The sequence below is a fragment of the Niveispirillum sp. FG156 genome (genome assembly GCF_057809555.1).
Genome location: NZ_JBMDKE010000013.1, coordinates 73,346 through 89,302 on the forward strand (window position 1 = coordinate 73,346; position 15,957 = coordinate 89,302).

The following is a 15,957-nucleotide window of genomic DNA, read 5'->3' on the forward strand; positions in this document are numbered from 1 at the left end:
CCTCAGGCGGCGAACAGGTCGCGCAGCAGAAGATACAGAGGGTGATCGGGCTGCGCCACCAATCGGATGGTCATACCCAGACAGACAATGACCAGCAATGGACGCACCAGTTTGGTGCCGAAGCGCAGGGCGGCGTGGCTGCCGGCCCAGGCGCCGATCACCTGTGCCACCGCCATGATCAGGCCGGCCTTCCAGACGATCTGCCCGCCCAGCGCGAACACGCCCAGGCTGACGACATTGGAGGTGAAGTTCAGCAGCTTGGTATTGGCCGTGGCGCGGCGCATGTTCATGCCCAGCAGCGCCACACAGCCCAGCGCAAAGAAACTGCCCGTACCCGGCCCGAAAAACCCGTCATAGAAACCGACCGCAAAGCCGATTGTCAGGCTGAAGGCCGGCAGGGTCATCCGCGCCTTAGCCTCCATATCGCCCACCCGCGGGCTGAGCAGGAAATAGACGGCGATGGCGACCAGCAGGATCGGGATCACCGCCGTCATGAAGCCGGTCCCCGTCATCCGCACCACCATGGTGCCCGTGGCCGACCCCGCAAAGACGCAGGCAACGGCAAAGCCCATGGTTTTCAGCTCAATCTGCCCGGCCCGCCAGAAGGTGATCGTGGCCATGGCGGTGCCGAAACTGCCCTGCAGCTTATTGGTGGCCAGTGCCGCCGCCGGCGGGATGCCCGTGGACAGCAGGGCCGGAATGGTGATCAACCCGCCCCCACCGGCAATGGCATCGACAAACCCCGCCAGCAGTGCGGCACAGGCCAGGAAGACCAGAAGGTCGGTGGTGAACAGTTCGGTCAAGATCAGACCCGCAAGCGTAGGGAAGATGCGCCGATACTGATACGGGGTGTGAACGGCGGGGGGAAGGGCGAAGGGGCTGGGACTGTCAGGCAGCCACACCAGCCTGGATATGCAGCTCCAGGCCAAGGGCGGCTGTCATGCCCAGCAGATCCTCAATCGAGAAACGGTCGATCTGCCCACGCTGGAAGGCGATCAACTGCTCCTGGTCGATCCCCATCCGCCGTGCGGCTACGGCTTGCTCCCAGCCCTGCTGTGCCAGATGCGCTTCAATCATATCCATCAATTCGCTGCGCAGCTTCAGCCCCGCACGCTGCCCTGCGTCCCCCTCAATCGCGTCCCAGACGCTGGCGAATGCCTGACTGGTCATGGCAAACCTCTCAAGAGTGCGCGATAGCGGCGAGTGGCTAGCATCTGTTTGGCTTAAACTTAAATGCAGCCAGCTTCACCTTGCCTTAACAGTCATCCCCGCGAAAGCGGGGACCCAGCGTGAGGCGCGGTTAGCGCCGATATGACTTATCTCGCGGCAGACGCCGCTCTACGCTGGGTCCCCGCTTCCGCGGGGATGACAAGGAGGGGGCCCAAGAGAGCACACGTTACACTCGGCGAGCGTGCTGCTTGCGAAGGTGGCGGTGCTGACCGTCTGACCACCGATTACCCTCGCCCCCCGCTCCTGCGTTTGCTAAGAAGGTTGGACCAGTCGAAATCGGGCGGGATGGCCGGGATGGCGAAGCAGGGTGCGGATGGGTGGCGGGATGTTGCCCGCCGGGACCGCTGATCCCATGTGTTGGTGATCATGGTCCAGATACATGCAAGCTGTGTCGCCATTGACGGAATGGCCCTGCTGCTGCGGGGGCCGTCGGGGTCGGGCAAGTCCGATCTGGCCCTACGGCTGGTCGATGAAGGGGCGCGGCTGGTGGCCGATGACCGCGTCGACCTGATATCCGACGGCAAGGGCGGTCTGATCGCCCGCTGTCCACAGCCCATCGCGGGATTGATGGAGGTGCGGGGCCTGGGTGTGCTGCCGGTGCCTGCCATTGATGTCGCCCCCGTGGTCCTGATTGTCGATCTGGGCACGGACGAGGAACGATTGCCCGATCCGGGGTTTGAGGTGGTGGCCGGTATCGCCCTGCCCCGCATCCGCCTGAACCCGTTCCACGTCTCCACCCCCGCCAAGCTGCGTCTGGCCATGGCCGCCCTGGCGCGCGGCTGGCCGCTGGTGCCGGGGGAGAGTGCCTGGCGCGGGCTGGTGGCTGCCGCCGCCACGCAGGGCACGCAAGGGGGCCGGGCATGAGCGAGGCCAGCGCCCTGGGCCCCGATGGCCGCCTGCCCATCGTGGTTGCCACCGGCATGTCGGGCGGTGGCCTGTCCACGGCCATGAAATGCCTGGAGGATATGGGCTATGAGGCGGTCGACAATCTGCGCCTGTCGTTGCTGCAGCCGCTGGTCAGCCAGCCGCATGACCGGCCCCTGGTGATCGGCATCGACAGCCGCACCCGCGATTTCAACGCCCAGGCCCTGCTGGCCCAGATATCGGAACTGCGCGCCCGGCCCGACCTGCGCATGCGGGTCCTGTTCATGGATGCCCATGCCGATGCGTTGCAGCGGCGCTATACCGAGACGCGGCGCCCCCACCCGCTGGCCGCCGACCGGCCCGTTCTGGACGGCATCGCCACCGAACGATTGCTGATGCAGCCGCTGCGCGATGCGGCGGACGAGGTGGTGGACACCACCAACTTCTCCGTCCATGACACGCGCCGGCACCTGACGGGGCTGTTCCGGCTGGATGGCGGGCCGGGCCTGTCGATCTTCGTCACCAGCTTCGCCTATCGCCATGGCGTCCCGCGTGAGGCCGATCTGGTCTTCGACGTACGGTTCCTGGACAATCCGCATTGGGACCCGGTCACCCGCCCCCTGACGGGGCTGGATCAGCCGGTGGCCGATTACATCACCCGCGATCCCGACTGGCCGGAATTTTTCGGCAATCTGACGCGGCTTCTGGAACCCTTGCTGCCCCGCTATGTGCGGGAGGGCAAGCATTACCTGACCATCGCGGTCGGCTGCACGGGCGGTCGTCACCGGTCGGTCTTCACCACCCATCTCCTGGCCAACTGGCTGAAGGAGCGGGGATACAAGGTGGGCGAGGCGCATCGCGATCTCGACCGCAAGGCGCAGGTGCCGCCCGTGCCCGAAGATCGGGCGGCCACCGGCACGAACCTGAGGGAAAGCGCATGATTGGCTTGGTCCTTGTCACCCATGGCAACCTGGCTGTGGAGTTCATCGCCGCCATGGAGCATGTGGTGGGCCCACAAAAACAGGTCTGTGCCGTCTGTATCGGACCGGAAGACGACATGGAGCAGCGGCGCAACGACATCCTGGCCGATGTTGCCAAATGCGATGCGGGCGATGGCGTCGTTGTCCTGACCGACATGTTCGGCGGCACGCCCTCCAATCTGGCCATCTCCATCATGGACCGCGCCAAGGTGGAGGTGATCGCCGGCATGAACCTGCCCATGCTGATCAAGCTGGCTTCCATCCGCAAGACAGGCGCTGACCTTAAGGGGGCCGTCGCCGCCGCCCAGGAAGCGGGCCGCAAATATATCAACGTCGCCTCCGCCCTGCTGTCGGATGGCTGAGGCGTTTTCCTCAATCGCCGGCGCTGCTTCCGCAGCTTGGCTTACGCCGCATGGGCGGCGCGGCGGCAGCCGCCGCCGGAGCTGCTTCCGGTAAACCGAAAACAGCTCTAACCATCAACCTGGACCCAAGCCCCTGATGAGCGAAAGCATCCTGCCGCCCGACGCGCTGTCCCGCACCGTCACCATCCGCAACCGCCGTGGTCTGCATGCCCGCGCAGCCGCCAAGTTCGTGAAGCTGGCCGGCGATTTCGATGCGATGGTGGAGGTAGAGCGCGCCGACAATATCGTGTCGGGCGTATCGATCATGGGCTTGATGATGCTGGCCGCCAGCATCGACACCACCATCGATATCCGCACTGCCGGCCCGCAGGCGCGCGAGGTGCTGGACGCGCTGACCAAGCTGGTTGACGATAAGTTCGGCGAAGAGTGAAGAAGAACAAAGTTCGGGGAGTAGCCGCCCATGACCACGCGACAGCAGCCGGGCCTGACAGGCACGGAGTCCGGCCCCACGGCTGAACGGACCCTGCGCGGCCTGGGCGTATCGCCCGGCATCGCCATCGGCCCCGCCCATGTCATGGAGGCGGGCGCCATCCAGGTGCCCGAATATACTGTCGCCGAAACGGCGGTGACGGAAGAGGTTGCCCGGTTCCATACCGCCGCCGAAAAGGCGCGGCGGCAGCTGGGCAAGTTGAAGGCCAAGGCCGGCACCCTGCCCGCCGATGCCGCCGCCGACATGGCCATCCTGCTGGATGCGCATCAGGCCATGCTGACCGGATCACGCCTGATCCGGGGCGTGGAACGGCGCATCCGTGCCGACCGGTTGAACGCCGAATCGGCGGTGCAGCAGGAGATCGCGGTCCTGGCGCAAAACTTTGCCGCCATGGACGATGCCTATCTGGCCGCCCGCGTCGCCGATGTGCGGGAGGTGGGGCGCCGCCTGATCCGCAATCTGATGGAAACGCCCTATCAGGCTTTCTCCCGCCTGCCCAACGGCGCCATCATCCTGGCCGAGGAACTGTCGCCTGCCGACACGGCCCTGCTGGACCCGCGCCGCATCGGCGGCTTTGCCACCGTGCTGGGCGGGGCGGAGGGGCACACGGCCATCATGGCCCGTTCCCTGTCGCTGCCCGCCGTCCTGGGTGCCGCCGGCCTGTTGCAGGGGGTGGAGACGGGCGATCTGGTGGTGGTGGATGGGCGCGCGGGCCGCGTCCTGATCAACCCGTCCGAGGATGTGCTGGCCGATTACCGGCAGCGTCAGGCCCTGTGGAAAGCCGAGCGGGAGCAGCTAAAAGCCCTGGCCGGCCTGCCCGCCATCACCCGCGACGGCACAGCCCTGACCCTGAACGCCAATCTGGAACTGCCGCGCGAGATGGAAAGTGCCCGCGATGCCGGGGCCGCTGGCGTGGGCCTGCTGCGGACCGAGTTCATGTATATGAACCGCGAGGACCTGCCGGGCGAGGAGGAACAGTATCAGGAGCTGCGCGACCTGATCATCGCCATGGAGGGAAGGCCCGTCACGGCCCGAACCCTGGATGTGGGCGGGGAAAAGCTGGCAGGCGCGCTGGCCGACCGGTTCGCCACACCGGCCAACCCGGCCCTGGGCCTGCGCGCCATCCGCCTGGGGTTGAAGGAACCGAAGCTGCTGGAAACGCAGCTGGCCGCCATGCTGCGGGCAGGGGCCCATGGGCCCATCCGCATCCTGGTGCCGATGATCAGCAACCCGTCGGAAATGCGCAAGGTACGCGAATTGATGCGGGCCGTGGCCCGCCGTCTGCTGCGTCGGGGTCATGCCATCGCCGACCCGCTGCCGCCGCTGGGTGCCATGATCGAGATACCGGGAGCCGCCCTGGCCGCCGACAGTCTGGCCAGCGTGTCGGACTTCTTCGCCATCGGGACCAATGACCTGATCCAGTACACGCTGGCCATCGACCGTGGCGATGAGCAGGTGGCCTATCTCTATGACCCGCTGCATCCCGCCGTGCTGCGTCTGGTGCAGTTCACGGTGGAGGCGGCGGGGCGGGCCGGCATTCCGGTTTCCGTCTGTGGCGAAATGGCGGGCGACCCGCGCTATGCCGCCTTGCTGATGGGACTGGGCGTGCGCGAACTGTCCATGGCGCCGGGCAATCTGCCCCTGGTGAAGCGGCGGGTGCGCGGTATGGACCTGATCGAGGCGACGCGGCGGGCCGGCATGATCATGGGACAGACGGATGGCGGGCGCATTGCGGCGCTGCTGGATGATTTCAACGAAGCGTTGGGGTAAAAGGGATCATCATCCCTATCTGCCCGTACCGACGCGAGGGCCGCCGATGACGCCATGGACCTGTAAAGCGCTCGCCCTGGCCGTCCTTCTGGCCATGACCGGACCAGCCATTGCTCAGGCCGACCTGACCATCCGGGAGGAACGGGCGGTCACGGTGGATGACACGCCGGAGATGTGGCAGGTGGCCTGGGTCGGCCCCGTGCGCGATTATTGCGAGGCGGTAAGCCCGGAAGTGGCCATGACCCCCGCCTGTGCCATGTTCACCCGTGGACAGGCGGGCCGCCTGCTGCTGCGCCGGCTGCGGGGCGGGGCCGTGGTGGATCAGTTCGATCCCGCCCCGGCCTTCAAGGGCATGGGGGATGGCTGGACCGATGGTTGGTCGCTGCTGCCCCGCCATGTAGTGCGCGAAGATGATTATGAGCGCTGGCTGGAGGATGAAGGGGCATTCCTGCGCGCGGTCCAGGAGCGCCCGGTCGCCACCGTCCTTGAGCTGTATGATTATGATCGGGACGGCAAGGCCCTGGAATTCCTGATCCGCACCGAAACAGGACCGTCGGGCCGGGGGCTTTATGCCGCCGTTGGTGTGATCGGTGGCAAGCTGGGCTTTCTGCGCTCCACGGGTCGGCCCGACCGGGCGCTGGTCCTGCCGCGCGACATCTGGGTGGCGCTGCGCGACCGTGGGGGACCTGTCGCCCAGACAAGGACGGCTTGCGGGGACAAGGGTGCTTCAATACGCAGTGAACAGATCCTGACCGCCGCCGATGGCCGGATCGGCGTGAGGGCGCGCGATTATGAATGCGCCCTGGGTACCCCGCCCGTGTTGAAAGCCGAATATGACGGATAGGAATGACGGCCTGGTTCTATACCAACGGCACGAAATCATGACCGATGGTCAAGATTTCGTGCCCCTCAATCGCCGGCGGGCGCATCTGCGCCCTTGGCTACGCAACATCGGCTTTGCTGCGGCAGTCGCCGCCGTACCATCGGTCATAGTTTATGACCGATGGCTTTATTCGCCCCTGCCTTCTCCCGTATGCTGCCCGCCCCTGTTCATGGAGCGTGAGAGCACATGATGCCCCTGCCCGACCGTGCCACCGCCTTCTGGACGCTGGCCCCTGGCAAAGGGGCGCTGTGCCAGCAGGAATTGCCCGAACCCATGGCGGGTGACGTGCTGGTCCGCGCGCTGGCCAGCGGGATCAGCCGCGGGACGGAAGGGCTGGTCTTCCGGGGCGGCGTGCCTGCCGAACTGCACCCAATGATGCGCTGCCCGTTTCAGGAGGGGGATTTTCCAGGGCCGGTGAAATATGGCTATGCCCTTGTCGGCATTGCCGATTACGGCCCTGCCAATCTGAAGGGACGGCGCGTCTTCTCCCTGCACCCGCATCAGGATGTGGCCGTGATCCCGGTGGAGGGGTGCCGCCCCGTACCCGATGCCGTCCCCACCGAACGCGCCATCCTGGCCGCCAACATGGAAACGGCACTGAACATCTTGTGGGATGGCGGGGCCGCCCCCGCACAGCGTATCGCCGTGGTGGGCGGCGGCATCGTCGGCGGGCTTGTCACCTATCTGGCGGCGCGCATGCCGGGGGCGGATGTCACGCTGATCGATATCGACCCGGCCCGCGCCGATCTGGCCCATGCCTTTGGCGCCGTGTTCATGACACCGGACAAGGCCGATGGCTTGGATTGCGATCTGGTCATCCATACCAGCGCCAGCGAAAGCGGCCTTGCCACCGCCCTGCGCCTGGCGGGGATGGAGGCCACCATCGTGGAGGCATCCTGGTATGGCGACCGGCCCGTGACGGTGCCGCTGGGCGGCGGGTTCCATGCCGGGCGGCACCGCATCATCTCCTCGCAGGTGGGCAGGGTATCCCCCTCCTTCCGCCCACGCTGGACCCTGTCGCGGCGCCTGGACAAGGCCTTGTCACTGCTGGCCGATCCGGTCCTGGACCTTCTGGTCGGCCCTGCTGTTGATTTTACGGACTTGCCCATGGCCATGGCAGACCTAGCTGGCCTGCCATTCGGATGTCCCGTCGTCCGTTACCAGCACTCCGTTCCCTGAAAGGACAGGCATGTATTCCGTGTCGGTGCGTGACCACATCATGATCGCCCATTCCTTTGTGGGGGCGATTTTCGGCCCGGCGCAGGCCCTGCACGGCGCCACCTTTGTCGTGGATGCCGAATTCCGCCGCCGGCAATTGTCGCCGGAGGGGTTGGTGGTGGATATCGGGGCCGCATCCGCCCTGCTGAAACAGGTGCTGGCGCCGCTGAACTATCAGAACCTGGACGAGATGCCGGAATATCGCGGGCGCAACACCACCACCGAATATCTGGCGGGCGACATCCACCGCAAGATCGCAGCCGGCATCCGCGCAGGTGCGCTGGGCGCCGATGGGCCGGCGCTGGATGGCCTGCGGGTCACCCTGTCGGAAAGCCATACCGCCTGGGGTTCCTATGAAGCACCGCTGAACGGGAATGTGGCACAATGATCGGCCAGCCCCTGCATATCCTTTGCCCCGGTGACATAAACCAGCTGACGGGCGGTTACGGCTATCTGCGCCGGCTGGTGGCGGGTCTGCGTGATCTGGGGGAAACGGTCATCGTGCATGAACTGCCGGGACCACATCCCTTTGTCGATGATCCGTCGCGCAATGCCGCCGATGCCATCATGGCGGCCATCCCCGATGGCGCGCCCGTCCTGATCGATGGTCTGGCCCTGCCGGTGGCCGCACATGCGATCTGGGTGGACCGCTACCGCCTGCGCTTTGCCGCCTTGGTGCATCATCCGCTTTATCTGGAAAATGGATTGACGCCGGAACAGGCCGATATCCTGTTCCGGATTGAACGCGATGCCCTGGCCCATATGCGCCATGTCATCGTGCCGTCGCGCACCACGATGCAGGGGGTGATCGGCCTGTCGGTGCCGCCGGCCCGGATCAGCATCGCCAATCCCGGCACCGATCCTGCCGAACCCGCCACGGGCAGCGGCGGCGGTGATGGCCCCACCATCCTATGTGTCGCCACCCTGACCCCGCGCAAGGGGCATCTGGTGCTGATCGAGGCGCTGGCCCGCGTCAAGCACCTGCCCTGGCGGCTGGTCCTGGTGGGCAGCGACGCCCGCCATCCCGGACAGGCCGCCTCCATCGCCCTGTCCATCGCCGGGCATGGTCTGGCCGACCGGGTGCGTCTGGCGGGTGAATTGTCGGGCCCGGCACTGGACGCTGAATGGCGCGCGGCGGACCTGTTCACCCTGGTCAGTTTTCATGAAGGCTATGGCATGGTGGCCGCCGACGCCCTAAAACGCGGCCTGCCCTGTATCGTCACCGATGCCGGCGGTCTGGCAGAGGTGGTGCCCCCCGCCGCCGGTGCCGTTGTCCCGCCGGGCGACGTAGTCGCCTTGGCTGCGGCCTTTGAACGGCTGCTGTCCGATTCTGCCGCACTGGACGCGGCCCGCGCGGCGGCAGGGCGGGCGGGCGAAGGGTTGCCGACCTGGCAACATTCTGTGTCATTGATCAGGGGCGTCCTATCCGGCATCCTGGTTTCCTAGGGAAAGTGATCGGACACCGGCATGAACCTTGATTTCGAACCCGACTGGCTGCGCCTGCGCGAACCGCTGGACGAGGCGGCGCGCGCCGTGGGGCTGGCCTGGGCCTTCGGGCGCGTCCTGCCGGCCCATCCCATGATCATCGATCTGGGCGCCGGCACCGGCAGCAATGTCCGGCAGCTGGCCATGAAGCTGGGACGGGGCGAACAGGATTGGACCCTGATCGAGAAGGACCGCAAGCTTCTAGCCAAGGCACCAGGGGAGATCGGGCGCTGGGCCGACCGCAATGGCTGGGAACATAAGGAACAACGCCGCGCCTATATGATCACCTGCGACGATATGGCCGTGCGGGTTGAGATGCGCAGCTTCGATCTGGCGCAGGACCCGGCGGAACTGGGCCTGAACCAGTATGACGGGATCACCGCCAAGGCCCTGTTCGATCTGGTATCGCTGCCCTGGCTGGACCGGTTCGTGAAGGAACTGGCCAGTTGCGGCTTTCCCCCCCTGCTGGTGACGCTGACCGTTGACGGGCGCGTGGAATTTTCCATTGCGGACGAGGATGACGGGTTCGTGCTGGACCTGTTCCACACCCATATGGGCCGGGCCAAGGGGCTGGGCGGACCCGCCCTGGGACCGGCGGCCCCGCCGGCCCTGGCCAACGCCCTGACGGGGGCGGGGTACAAGGTGGAAACAGCCCAGGCCGACTGGAAGATCGGACCCAAGCAGATTGCCGCCCATCTGGCCATGATCGCCGGCTATGAAAAGGCGGCCAGCGAGCAGGACCCCGACAGCAGCGCCCGCATCGCCGCCTGGGCCACCCGCCGCCGTACCCTGGCCAGCGAACAGGGCGCACGGCTGATGGTCGGCCACCAGGATCTGCTGGCCAAAAGGTAGGGGCTGTTAAGATATAGAAGGCGGTTCGCGCCATCCCGTTGGGATTGCCATATCGCCTCCCCGGCGAAGGCCGGAGCCCAGGGGCCCCAAGCTCAACTTCTCCCCCTGCATCACCATCCTTAGCGCTGCCGTCGGGCGCTGGCCCCTGGGCCCCGGCCTTCGCCGGGGAGGCGGATAGTCTCAGCTCATCAAGCCGTAAATCTCAAAACCCAGCGGCAGACGCGGGTGTAAAGCCCTGCGCAGGCGCGGCGCGGGACAGGGTGACACGCACCCCATCCTTCCACAGCGCCAGATGCCGTGACGAATCCGCCGCCGCGTCGATATCCGCCACAACATTGCCGGGCACCAGCAGCAGGTCCGCCGCCGCCCCCTTCACGATGCGGCCCCGGTCGGGGAAATCCAGAAGGTCTGCGGCAACCGAGGTCCCGGCCTTCAATGCGGCCAGCGGGTCCATGCCCAGCGCCACCATGTGCCGCAGCTCCTGCGCATTCTCCCCATGGCGGTTACCGGGCGTGCCGGCATCGGTACCCAATGCGACCACCCCGCCCGCCGCGACGAAGCGGCGAAAACTGTCGAAATGCATGCTGCCGAACCGTTCCGCCTTGGCCCGGACAAAGGCCGGCAGCCGGTCCTTCATCTCCAGCAGGGCCATCATGGCGGACAGGGTGGGCACCAGCCGCACACCCTTGTCGATCATGATGGCGATCTGCGCATCGGTCAGTTCGAACCCATGTTCGATACTGTCCACCCCCGCCGCGACGGCACGGGCAATGCCGCGCGCACCCTGGGCATGAGCCGTGATCCTCAACCCGAAATCATGGGCCATGCTGACGGCAGCGGCCAGTTCGCCCTCTGCCGGGTGCGGGGCCAGCGGGTCCACTCCACCGGTCAGAACACCGCCGGTGGCGATCAACTTGATACAGTCGGCCCCATGTTTGACATTGGTGCGCACCCCGCGCAGCCAGTCATTGGGCCCGTCACATTCAATCCCGATCCAGGCCCCATGCCCACCGGTAATGGTCAGTGCCTTGCCGGCACAGCGCATGGAGGGACCGGTATGCCGGCCCGCGCGGATGGCGTCGCGGACGGCGATTTCCAGCCATTCCACCCCGCCCAGATCGCGCATGGACGTGATGCCGCCGGCCAGCGTGGCCTGGGCATTCTCCAGCAGGCGCAGGGTCAGGTCGCCCATGGGCCGCTGGCGCAGGGTCGTGACGACGTCACCCGTCGCCTCCAGCGCCAGATGCACATGCGCATCGACCAGACCGGGCATCAGGGTGGCGCCCGACGTATCGTGACGCGGCCCCGCATAGCCCGCGAAATCCGCCACTGGCGCCACCGATGCGACGCGCCCGTCACTGACCAGCACGCCCAGCCCCGGCTGCGGGGCCGAAAGCCCGTCAAACACCAGACCGCCGGAAAGGAGCAATTGCTGCGTCATGAAAGGACCTTCACCACCGATGGAAACCGGCGGGCAGCATAGCGCGGGTTGGAAATGAAATCACGCAGGCGGCGCAGCTGGATAGCGAAGACCGCCCTTACCCCCGCGCCAGCATCACCGGCGTGGCATAGGCGCCGATGGGCAGGACGCTGGAGGCGCTGTCGCCCAGGCGCTGCAGAACGGCAGCCAAGCGGGGGTCGTCCAGGGGGACGAAGCCTTCGACCTCCACCAGATGCACCGCGCCGCCACCGCCGGGCAGATGGTGGGTGCGCAGCTGCAAGGTGGCGAAACCGGCCCCTTCCAACACATCCTTCAACCGACCCCGGCTGACATCCTGGGTCACTTCCACCGCCAGAAGGGCGCGGTCATCGCCGGTAGCCTCCATCGGCACGGCGGCCAGGACCAGGGCGTCGCCGCCCTCGCGCCCCACGCTTTGCCCCTCAACCCGCAGGAAGGGCAGGCGGGCGATGATGCGCGGGGTCTTGGGATCAGGCGACAGGATGTAACGCCACCAGGGGTCGTTATCATCTTCCTCCGGCCAGGGGACGACGGCCAGGGTCGCGGTGCCTTCGGAGACGGCGCGCAGTGCCGCCATCGGCGTATTGACGGCGAAGGTCGGCGTGGTGGACCCGAAATGGTCGCGCGCATTGTCCCAGAGCGGGCTCTGGGCCTCGTTCGCACACACAACGGCCACAGCCAGCGGACCCTGGATGCGGGTCAGGGCGGCGATCATCTCACGCCACATGCGGACAACGGCTTCCACGGGGAAGGCACCGCTGTGCCGGCCCACCAGATTGCGCACGATCTCCGCCTCACGGCCGGGGCGGATGTGGGGACGGCCGGGCGGTTTCACCTTCGCCACCTCCTCCACCACCTGCGCACGGCGCATGAGCAGCGTATGGATTTCCGCATCGATCGTATCGATCTGGCGGCGCAAGTCGTCCAAGGTCGGTTTGGTGGGCATGGAGGGCCGGTTGTAGGTCCTTCGGGAGGCGGATAGTATTAGGCGGGATGCCCCCCCGAAATCAAAGAAAACATTGACACCCGCCGCCCCCCTTCATAGCTGTTGTCACCCAGCCCGGCACGGCCCCACAGGGCCCGCCACACCGGGTCGCATGACCGGACGGGACAGCCAGCAACCATGAATGTGGCCATCGACGCGACGAGCCAGGACCCCAGCGAAGCCGCCAACTCCGGCCCCGCAGGCTGTATCCGCCTGGGCCTGGATCAGCCGCTGGAACTGGATGGCGGCGGCACGCTTTCGGGCTTTCGGCTGGCCTACCGTACCTATGGCAGGCTGAATGCAGACCGTTCCAACGCCGTGCTGGTCTGCCATGCGCTGACCGGCGACCAGTATGTGGCCGAACAGCATCCGGTGACGGGCAAGCCCGGCTGGTGGGACCTGATGGTGGGTCCGGGCCGGCCCGTGGATACCGACCGTTTCTTCGTCATCTGTTCCAATGTCATCGGCGGCTGCCTGGGCAGCGAGGGGCCGAAAGAGACGGATGCTGCCACGGGCAAGCCCTGGGCCCTGAATTTCCCCGTTATCACCATTGCCGACATGGTGCGGGCCCAGAAGATGCTGATCGACCATCTGGGGATCGACCAATTGTTCTGTGTCATCGGCGGGTCGATGGGCGGGATGCAGGTGCTGCAATGGGCCGTCAGCTATCCGGACAAGGTCTATTGCTGCCTGCCCATCGCCACGGCGGCCCGCCACAGCGCGCAGAACATCGCCTTCCACGAGGTCGGGCGTCAGGCGATCATGGCCGATCCCGACTGGCGCCTGGGTGATTATCTGAACCAGGGGACAAGGCCGACCAAGGGCCTGTCAGTGGCGCGCATGGCCGCCCACATCACCTACCTGTCCGAACCAGCATTGCACCGCAAGTTCGGGCGCAACCTTCAGGACCGCAAGTCGATCACCTTCGGCTTTGATGCCGATTTTCAGGTGGAAAGCTATCTGCGCTATCAGGGCATCAGCTTCGTCGAACGGTTCGATGCCAATTCCTATCTCTATATCACCCGCGCCATGGATTATTTCGATCTGGCCGCCGACCATGGCGGGGTGCTGGCCAATGCCTTCCGCGTCACCGGACCCGACGGGCGCCTGACGGGCACGCCGGTCAAGTTCTGCGTCATCAGCTTTTCCAGCGACTGGCTGTTCCCGACCAGCGAGAGCCGAGCCCTGGTTCATGCCCTGAACGCCGTTGCCGCCAATGTCAGCTTCGTCGAGATGGAGACGGACAAGGGCCACGACGCCTTCCTGCTGGATGTGCCGGAATTCTATCAGGTGGCGCGGGGCTTCATCGAAGGCCACGCGGCGCGGCGCGGCATCGCCGCCAAGGTGGGGTAACAGACCAATGGCCGTGACCTCCCTTCTGCCGCCCGCCGCCATCCGCAGCGATCTGGAAAGCATTGTCGACTGGGTCGAGGCCGGCAGCCGCGTGCTGGATGTCGGCTGCGGCGATGGCGAGCTGCTGCATGCCCTGGTTCACCGCAAGCAGGTGGACGGACGCGGCATCGAGCTGTCGATGGACGGGGTGCGGGCGTCGGTCGCCCGCGGTTTGGCCGTGATCCAGGGCGACGCCGATACCGACCTGAAGGATTATCCCAGCGGTGGGTTCGACTATGTGATCCTGTCGCAGACGCTGCAGGCAACGCGCCACCCGCGCATCGTGCTGGATCATCTGGTGCGGATCGGACGGCATGCCATCGTGTCGGTGCCGAATTTCGGCTATTGGCGGGTGCGGGCCGATCTGCTGCTGCGCGGGCGGATGCCGGTGACCGACCGTCTGGGCCATGAATGGTACGAGACGCCCAATATCCACTTTTGCACCATCGCGGACATGGTCGCTTTGTGCCAGGATATGGGAATTACCATCGAACGCAGCCTGATCCTGGGTGCCGATGACCGGGCCGTTCCCGCCCCCGCCGACAGTGTCCGCGCCAACTGGCTTGGCGTGCAGGCGGTCTTCTTGCTGCAACGCAGCTAAGGAAATTACGTTAAACCGATACAGAAGGTTATAAACGTACTTTTCCCCTTGCCCCCTACCGCCTTTGGGTGCAGTCTTTTGTGACGGTTCGGCGGCAAGTGGGTGACAGTACAGCCCCCCAGCGCATTCCCCGCCCGCTTGTCGCCGCGCCGCCCCTTTTCGATCCTGGCCCCCTTTGCGGGGTGTGCCAGCCCCAAGGATGGGAGGCCTGTAAACATGCTCCGACCCCAACGCGCCTATGCCGACATGGCCGGCAACCTGCGCCGCGCGCGCCAGCGTCTGGAACGGCTGGAATATGTATCGACGGCCCTGATGGGATTGTCGCTGGCCCTGCTTTTGGGTGCGGCGATGATGTGAGGGGTGGGGCGGTTCTCTCCGTGCCGCCATGCCCTGTTGAGTTGCCCTGTTCCGTAGGATTTCTGCTAACCTGTACGGCCCCCGGCTCTGCCTGGGGCCGTTTTTCTGTCTGAAGCAGCCCCGAAGGGATGACCCCGTGCGCTATCTCTCCTGGATCCTCACCCTGCCGCTGACGGCGCTGGCCATTTCGTTCGCCGTGTCGAACCTGACGCCGGTGCAGTTGGCGCTCTGGCCCCTGGTCGGCACGCTGGAGGCACCGGCCTTCACCCTGGTGCTGGTGACCTTGGTCGTGGGGTTCTTTGCCGGTGGGCTTACCGTCTGGCTGGGCCAACATGCCAACCGCCGCGCCGCCCGCCAGCATCAGGCCCGCGCCGACCGGTTGCAGAAGGAATTGGACGCGGCGCGCGCGGTGAAGCCCGCCGACCTGCCGTAACGCTTGCCAATCGCACCTCTCCTCCCACACTATGCGCTGAAACAAGCGTTTGAATTCTGAGGGAGAACACGCGATGCAGGGTCCGAAGCAGCCGTCCCTGGCGCTGGCCGAGTATCAGGCGCGGGTGGGCACGGAAATGGGCCGGTCAGACTGGCTGACCGTGGACCAGGGCATGATCGACCGGTTCGCCGACCTGACGGGCGATCACCAGTTCATCCATATCGATCCGGTGCGTGCCGCCGCCACGCCGCTGGGCGGCACGGTGGCACATGGCTTCCTGACCCTGTCGCTGCTGGGCGCCATGGGGATGGAGATGGTGCCGCCGCTGACCGGTGCCGCCATGATCATCAATTACGGCTTCGACAAGCTGCGCTTCATCACGCCGGTGCGCAGCGGCGGCCGCATCCGTGGCGCGCTGACCCTGCTAGGCGTGGAGGCGAAGGGTCCCGGCCAGCATCTGATGCGCTATGCCGTCACGGTAGAGGTGGAAGGCGCGGACAGGCCGGCCCTGGCCGCCGAATGGCTGGTCATGATGGTGATCGCGGGCTGACAGCGCGCGATGTCACGCTCTATGGGCCGCTGAGATTCATCTGAAA

Annotated in this window: 19 protein-coding genes; 15 read left to right on the top strand and 4 right to left on the bottom strand. The window is 66.2% G+C overall.

All coding sequences use genetic code 11. From position 1 onward, the window contains the following. Nucleotides 1-2 precede the first annotated feature (2 nt). Both ACODSP_RS10305 and ACODSP_RS10310 read right to left on the bottom strand, forming a co-directional pair. Entirely contained in the window at nt 3-803 is an 801-nt protein-coding gene (locus ACODSP_RS10305) for a TSUP family transporter (protein WP_488965510.1), read from the bottom strand. Between the two features lie 85 nt (nt 804-888). Continuing rightward, a complete protein-coding gene (locus tag ACODSP_RS10310; RefSeq protein WP_488965511.1) occupies nt 889-1,170 on the bottom strand; it encodes a helix-turn-helix domain-containing protein in 282 nt (93 codons plus the stop codon). Between the two features lie 426 nt (nt 1,171-1,596). Here ACODSP_RS10310 and ACODSP_RS10315 point away from each other — a divergent pair, with 426 nt between their 5' ends. From ACODSP_RS10315 to ACODSP_RS10360, 10 genes are all read left to right on the top strand, one after another. Then, complete coding sequence (locus ACODSP_RS10315; RefSeq protein WP_488965512.1) at nt 1,597-2,094, top strand: HPr kinase/phosphorylase; 498 nt, start codon at nt 1,597-1,599, stop codon at nt 2,092-2,094. After that, entirely contained in the window at nt 2,091-3,035 is a 945-nt protein-coding gene (gene rapZ, locus ACODSP_RS10320; RefSeq protein WP_488965513.1) for an RNase adapter RapZ, read from the top strand. The genes ACODSP_RS10315 and rapZ overlap by 4 nt, the downstream gene beginning before the upstream one ends. Further along, complete coding sequence (locus ACODSP_RS10325; RefSeq protein WP_488965514.1) at nt 3,032-3,436, top strand: PTS sugar transporter subunit IIA; 405 nt, start codon at nt 3,032-3,034, stop codon at nt 3,434-3,436. Before rapZ ends, ACODSP_RS10325 begins: the two co-directional genes overlap by 4 nt. 136 nt (nt 3,437-3,572) lie before the next feature. Beyond that, nucleotides 3,573-3,866 (top strand): HPr family phosphocarrier protein, encoded by a 294-nt coding sequence (locus ACODSP_RS10330; protein WP_488965515.1) that lies wholly within the window; start codon nt 3,573-3,575, stop codon nt 3,864-3,866. A gap of 30 nt (nt 3,867-3,896) precedes the next feature. After that, the gene (gene ptsP / locus ACODSP_RS10335) at nt 3,897-5,696 is read left to right on the top strand and encodes a phosphoenolpyruvate--protein phosphotransferase (RefSeq protein WP_488965516.1); all 1,800 of its coding nucleotides are present in this window, start codon (nt 3,897-3,899) and stop codon (nt 5,694-5,696) included. Nucleotides 5,697-5,742: 46 nt separating this feature from the next. Then, nucleotides 5,743-6,540: a hypothetical protein gene (locus ACODSP_RS10340; RefSeq protein WP_488965517.1), complete on the top strand. Its 798-nt coding sequence runs from the start codon at nt 5,743-5,745 to the stop codon at nt 6,538-6,540. A gap of 225 nt (nt 6,541-6,765) precedes the next feature. After that, nucleotides 6,766-7,758 (top strand): zinc-dependent alcohol dehydrogenase, encoded by a 993-nt coding sequence (locus ACODSP_RS10345; RefSeq protein ID WP_488965518.1) that lies wholly within the window; start codon nt 6,766-6,768, stop codon nt 7,756-7,758. A gap of 10 nt (nt 7,759-7,768) precedes the next feature. After that, nucleotides 7,769-8,185 (top strand): 6-pyruvoyl trahydropterin synthase family protein, encoded by a 417-nt coding sequence (locus tag ACODSP_RS10350; RefSeq protein ID WP_488965519.1) that lies wholly within the window; start codon nt 7,769-7,771, stop codon nt 8,183-8,185. After that, a complete protein-coding gene (locus ACODSP_RS10355; RefSeq protein ID WP_488965520.1) occupies nt 8,182-9,243 on the top strand; it encodes a glycosyltransferase family 4 protein in 1,062 nt (353 codons plus the stop codon). Before ACODSP_RS10350 ends, ACODSP_RS10355 begins: the two co-directional genes overlap by 4 nt. Nucleotides 9,244-9,264: 21 nt before the next feature. After that, nucleotides 9,265-10,134, top strand: coding sequence for a hypothetical protein (locus tag ACODSP_RS10360; RefSeq protein WP_488965521.1), 870 nt, complete (start codon nt 9,265-9,267; stop codon nt 10,132-10,134). Between the two features lie 202 nt (nt 10,135-10,336). On the opposite strand, the gene ACODSP_RS10365 is transcribed toward ACODSP_RS10360, so the two are convergent. Continuing rightward, complete coding sequence (locus tag ACODSP_RS10365; RefSeq protein ID WP_488965522.1) at nt 10,337-11,575, bottom strand: metal-dependent hydrolase family protein; 1,239 nt, start codon at nt 11,573-11,575, stop codon at nt 10,337-10,339. A gap of 97 nt (nt 11,576-11,672) precedes the next feature. Beyond that, nucleotides 11,673-12,539, bottom strand: coding sequence for a chorismate mutase (locus ACODSP_RS10370; RefSeq protein ID WP_488965523.1), 867 nt, complete (start codon nt 12,537-12,539; stop codon nt 11,673-11,675). Nucleotides 12,540-12,716: 177 nt separating this feature from the next. Here ACODSP_RS10370 and metX point away from each other — a divergent pair, with 177 nt between their 5' ends. The 5 genes from metX to ACODSP_RS10395 all read left to right on the top strand — a co-directional run bounded on the left by metX (nt 12,717) and on the right by ACODSP_RS10395 (nt 15,911). After that, nucleotides 12,717-13,931 carry a homoserine O-acetyltransferase MetX gene (gene metX / locus ACODSP_RS10375; protein WP_488965524.1) on the top strand — a complete coding sequence of 405 codons (1,215 nt, stop codon included), beginning with the start codon at nt 12,717-12,719 and terminating at the stop codon, nt 13,929-13,931. A 7-nt stretch (nt 13,932-13,938) separates the two neighbouring features. Next, nucleotides 13,939-14,571 carry a methionine biosynthesis protein MetW gene (gene metW, locus ACODSP_RS10380; protein WP_488965525.1) on the top strand — a complete coding sequence of 211 codons (633 nt, stop codon included), beginning with the start codon at nt 13,939-13,941 and terminating at the stop codon, nt 14,569-14,571. 216 nt (nt 14,572-14,787) lie between these two features. Then, nucleotides 14,788-14,928, top strand: coding sequence for a hypothetical protein (locus ACODSP_RS10385; RefSeq protein ID WP_156344592.1), 141 nt, complete (start codon nt 14,788-14,790; stop codon nt 14,926-14,928). Nucleotides 14,929-15,064: 136 nt separating this feature from the next. Then, nucleotides 15,065-15,361: a LapA family protein gene (locus ACODSP_RS10390; RefSeq protein WP_082372322.1), complete on the top strand. Its 297-nt coding sequence runs from the start codon at nt 15,065-15,067 to the stop codon at nt 15,359-15,361. Nucleotides 15,362-15,434: 73 nt separating this feature from the next. Then, on the top strand, nt 15,435-15,911 hold the full coding sequence (locus ACODSP_RS10395; RefSeq protein WP_488965526.1) for a MaoC family dehydratase: 477 nt from the start codon (nt 15,435-15,437) through the stop codon (nt 15,909-15,911). Nucleotides 15,912-15,957 lie beyond the last annotated feature (46 nt).

What these genes read in the sequence shown, in the direction of transcription:
- ACODSP_RS10310 (WP_488965511.1), bottom strand. Translation starts at nt 1,170, where the DNA reads ATGACCAGTCAGGCATTCGCCAGCGTCTGGGACGCGATTGAGGGGGAC.
- ACODSP_RS10315 (WP_488965512.1), top strand. Translation starts at nt 1,597, where the DNA reads ATGGTCCAGATACATGCAAGCTGTGTCGCCATTGACGGAATGGCCCTG.
- rapZ (WP_488965513.1), top strand. Translation starts at nt 2,091, where the DNA reads ATGAGCGAGGCCAGCGCCCTGGGCCCCGATGGCCGCCTGCCCATCGTG.
- ACODSP_RS10325 (WP_488965514.1), top strand. Translation starts at nt 3,032, where the DNA reads ATGATTGGCTTGGTCCTTGTCACCCATGGCAACCTGGCTGTGGAGTTC.
- ACODSP_RS10330 (WP_488965515.1), top strand. Translation starts at nt 3,573, where the DNA reads ATGAGCGAAAGCATCCTGCCGCCCGACGCGCTGTCCCGCACCGTCACC.
- ptsP (WP_488965516.1), top strand. Translation starts at nt 3,897, where the DNA reads ATGACCACGCGACAGCAGCCGGGCCTGACAGGCACGGAGTCCGGCCCC.
- ACODSP_RS10340 (WP_488965517.1), top strand. Translation starts at nt 5,743, where the DNA reads ATGACGCCATGGACCTGTAAAGCGCTCGCCCTGGCCGTCCTTCTGGCC.
- ACODSP_RS10345 (WP_488965518.1), top strand. Translation starts at nt 6,766, where the DNA reads ATGATGCCCCTGCCCGACCGTGCCACCGCCTTCTGGACGCTGGCCCCT.
- ACODSP_RS10350 (WP_488965519.1), top strand. Translation starts at nt 7,769, where the DNA reads ATGTATTCCGTGTCGGTGCGTGACCACATCATGATCGCCCATTCCTTT.
- ACODSP_RS10355 (WP_488965520.1), top strand. Translation starts at nt 8,182, where the DNA reads ATGATCGGCCAGCCCCTGCATATCCTTTGCCCCGGTGACATAAACCAG.
- ACODSP_RS10360 (WP_488965521.1), top strand. Translation starts at nt 9,265, where the DNA reads ATGAACCTTGATTTCGAACCCGACTGGCTGCGCCTGCGCGAACCGCTG.
- ACODSP_RS10365 (WP_488965522.1), bottom strand. Translation starts at nt 11,575, where the DNA reads ATGACGCAGCAATTGCTCCTTTCCGGCGGTCTGGTGTTTGACGGGCTT.
- ACODSP_RS10370 (WP_488965523.1), bottom strand. Translation starts at nt 12,539, where the DNA reads ATGCCCACCAAACCGACCTTGGACGACTTGCGCCGCCAGATCGATACG.
- metX (WP_488965524.1), top strand. Translation starts at nt 12,717, where the DNA reads ATGAATGTGGCCATCGACGCGACGAGCCAGGACCCCAGCGAAGCCGCC.
- metW (WP_488965525.1), top strand. Translation starts at nt 13,939, where the DNA reads ATGGCCGTGACCTCCCTTCTGCCGCCCGCCGCCATCCGCAGCGATCTG.
- ACODSP_RS10385 (WP_156344592.1), top strand. Translation starts at nt 14,788, where the DNA reads ATGCTCCGACCCCAACGCGCCTATGCCGACATGGCCGGCAACCTGCGC.
- ACODSP_RS10395 (WP_488965526.1), top strand. Translation starts at nt 15,435, where the DNA reads ATGCAGGGTCCGAAGCAGCCGTCCCTGGCGCTGGCCGAGTATCAGGCG.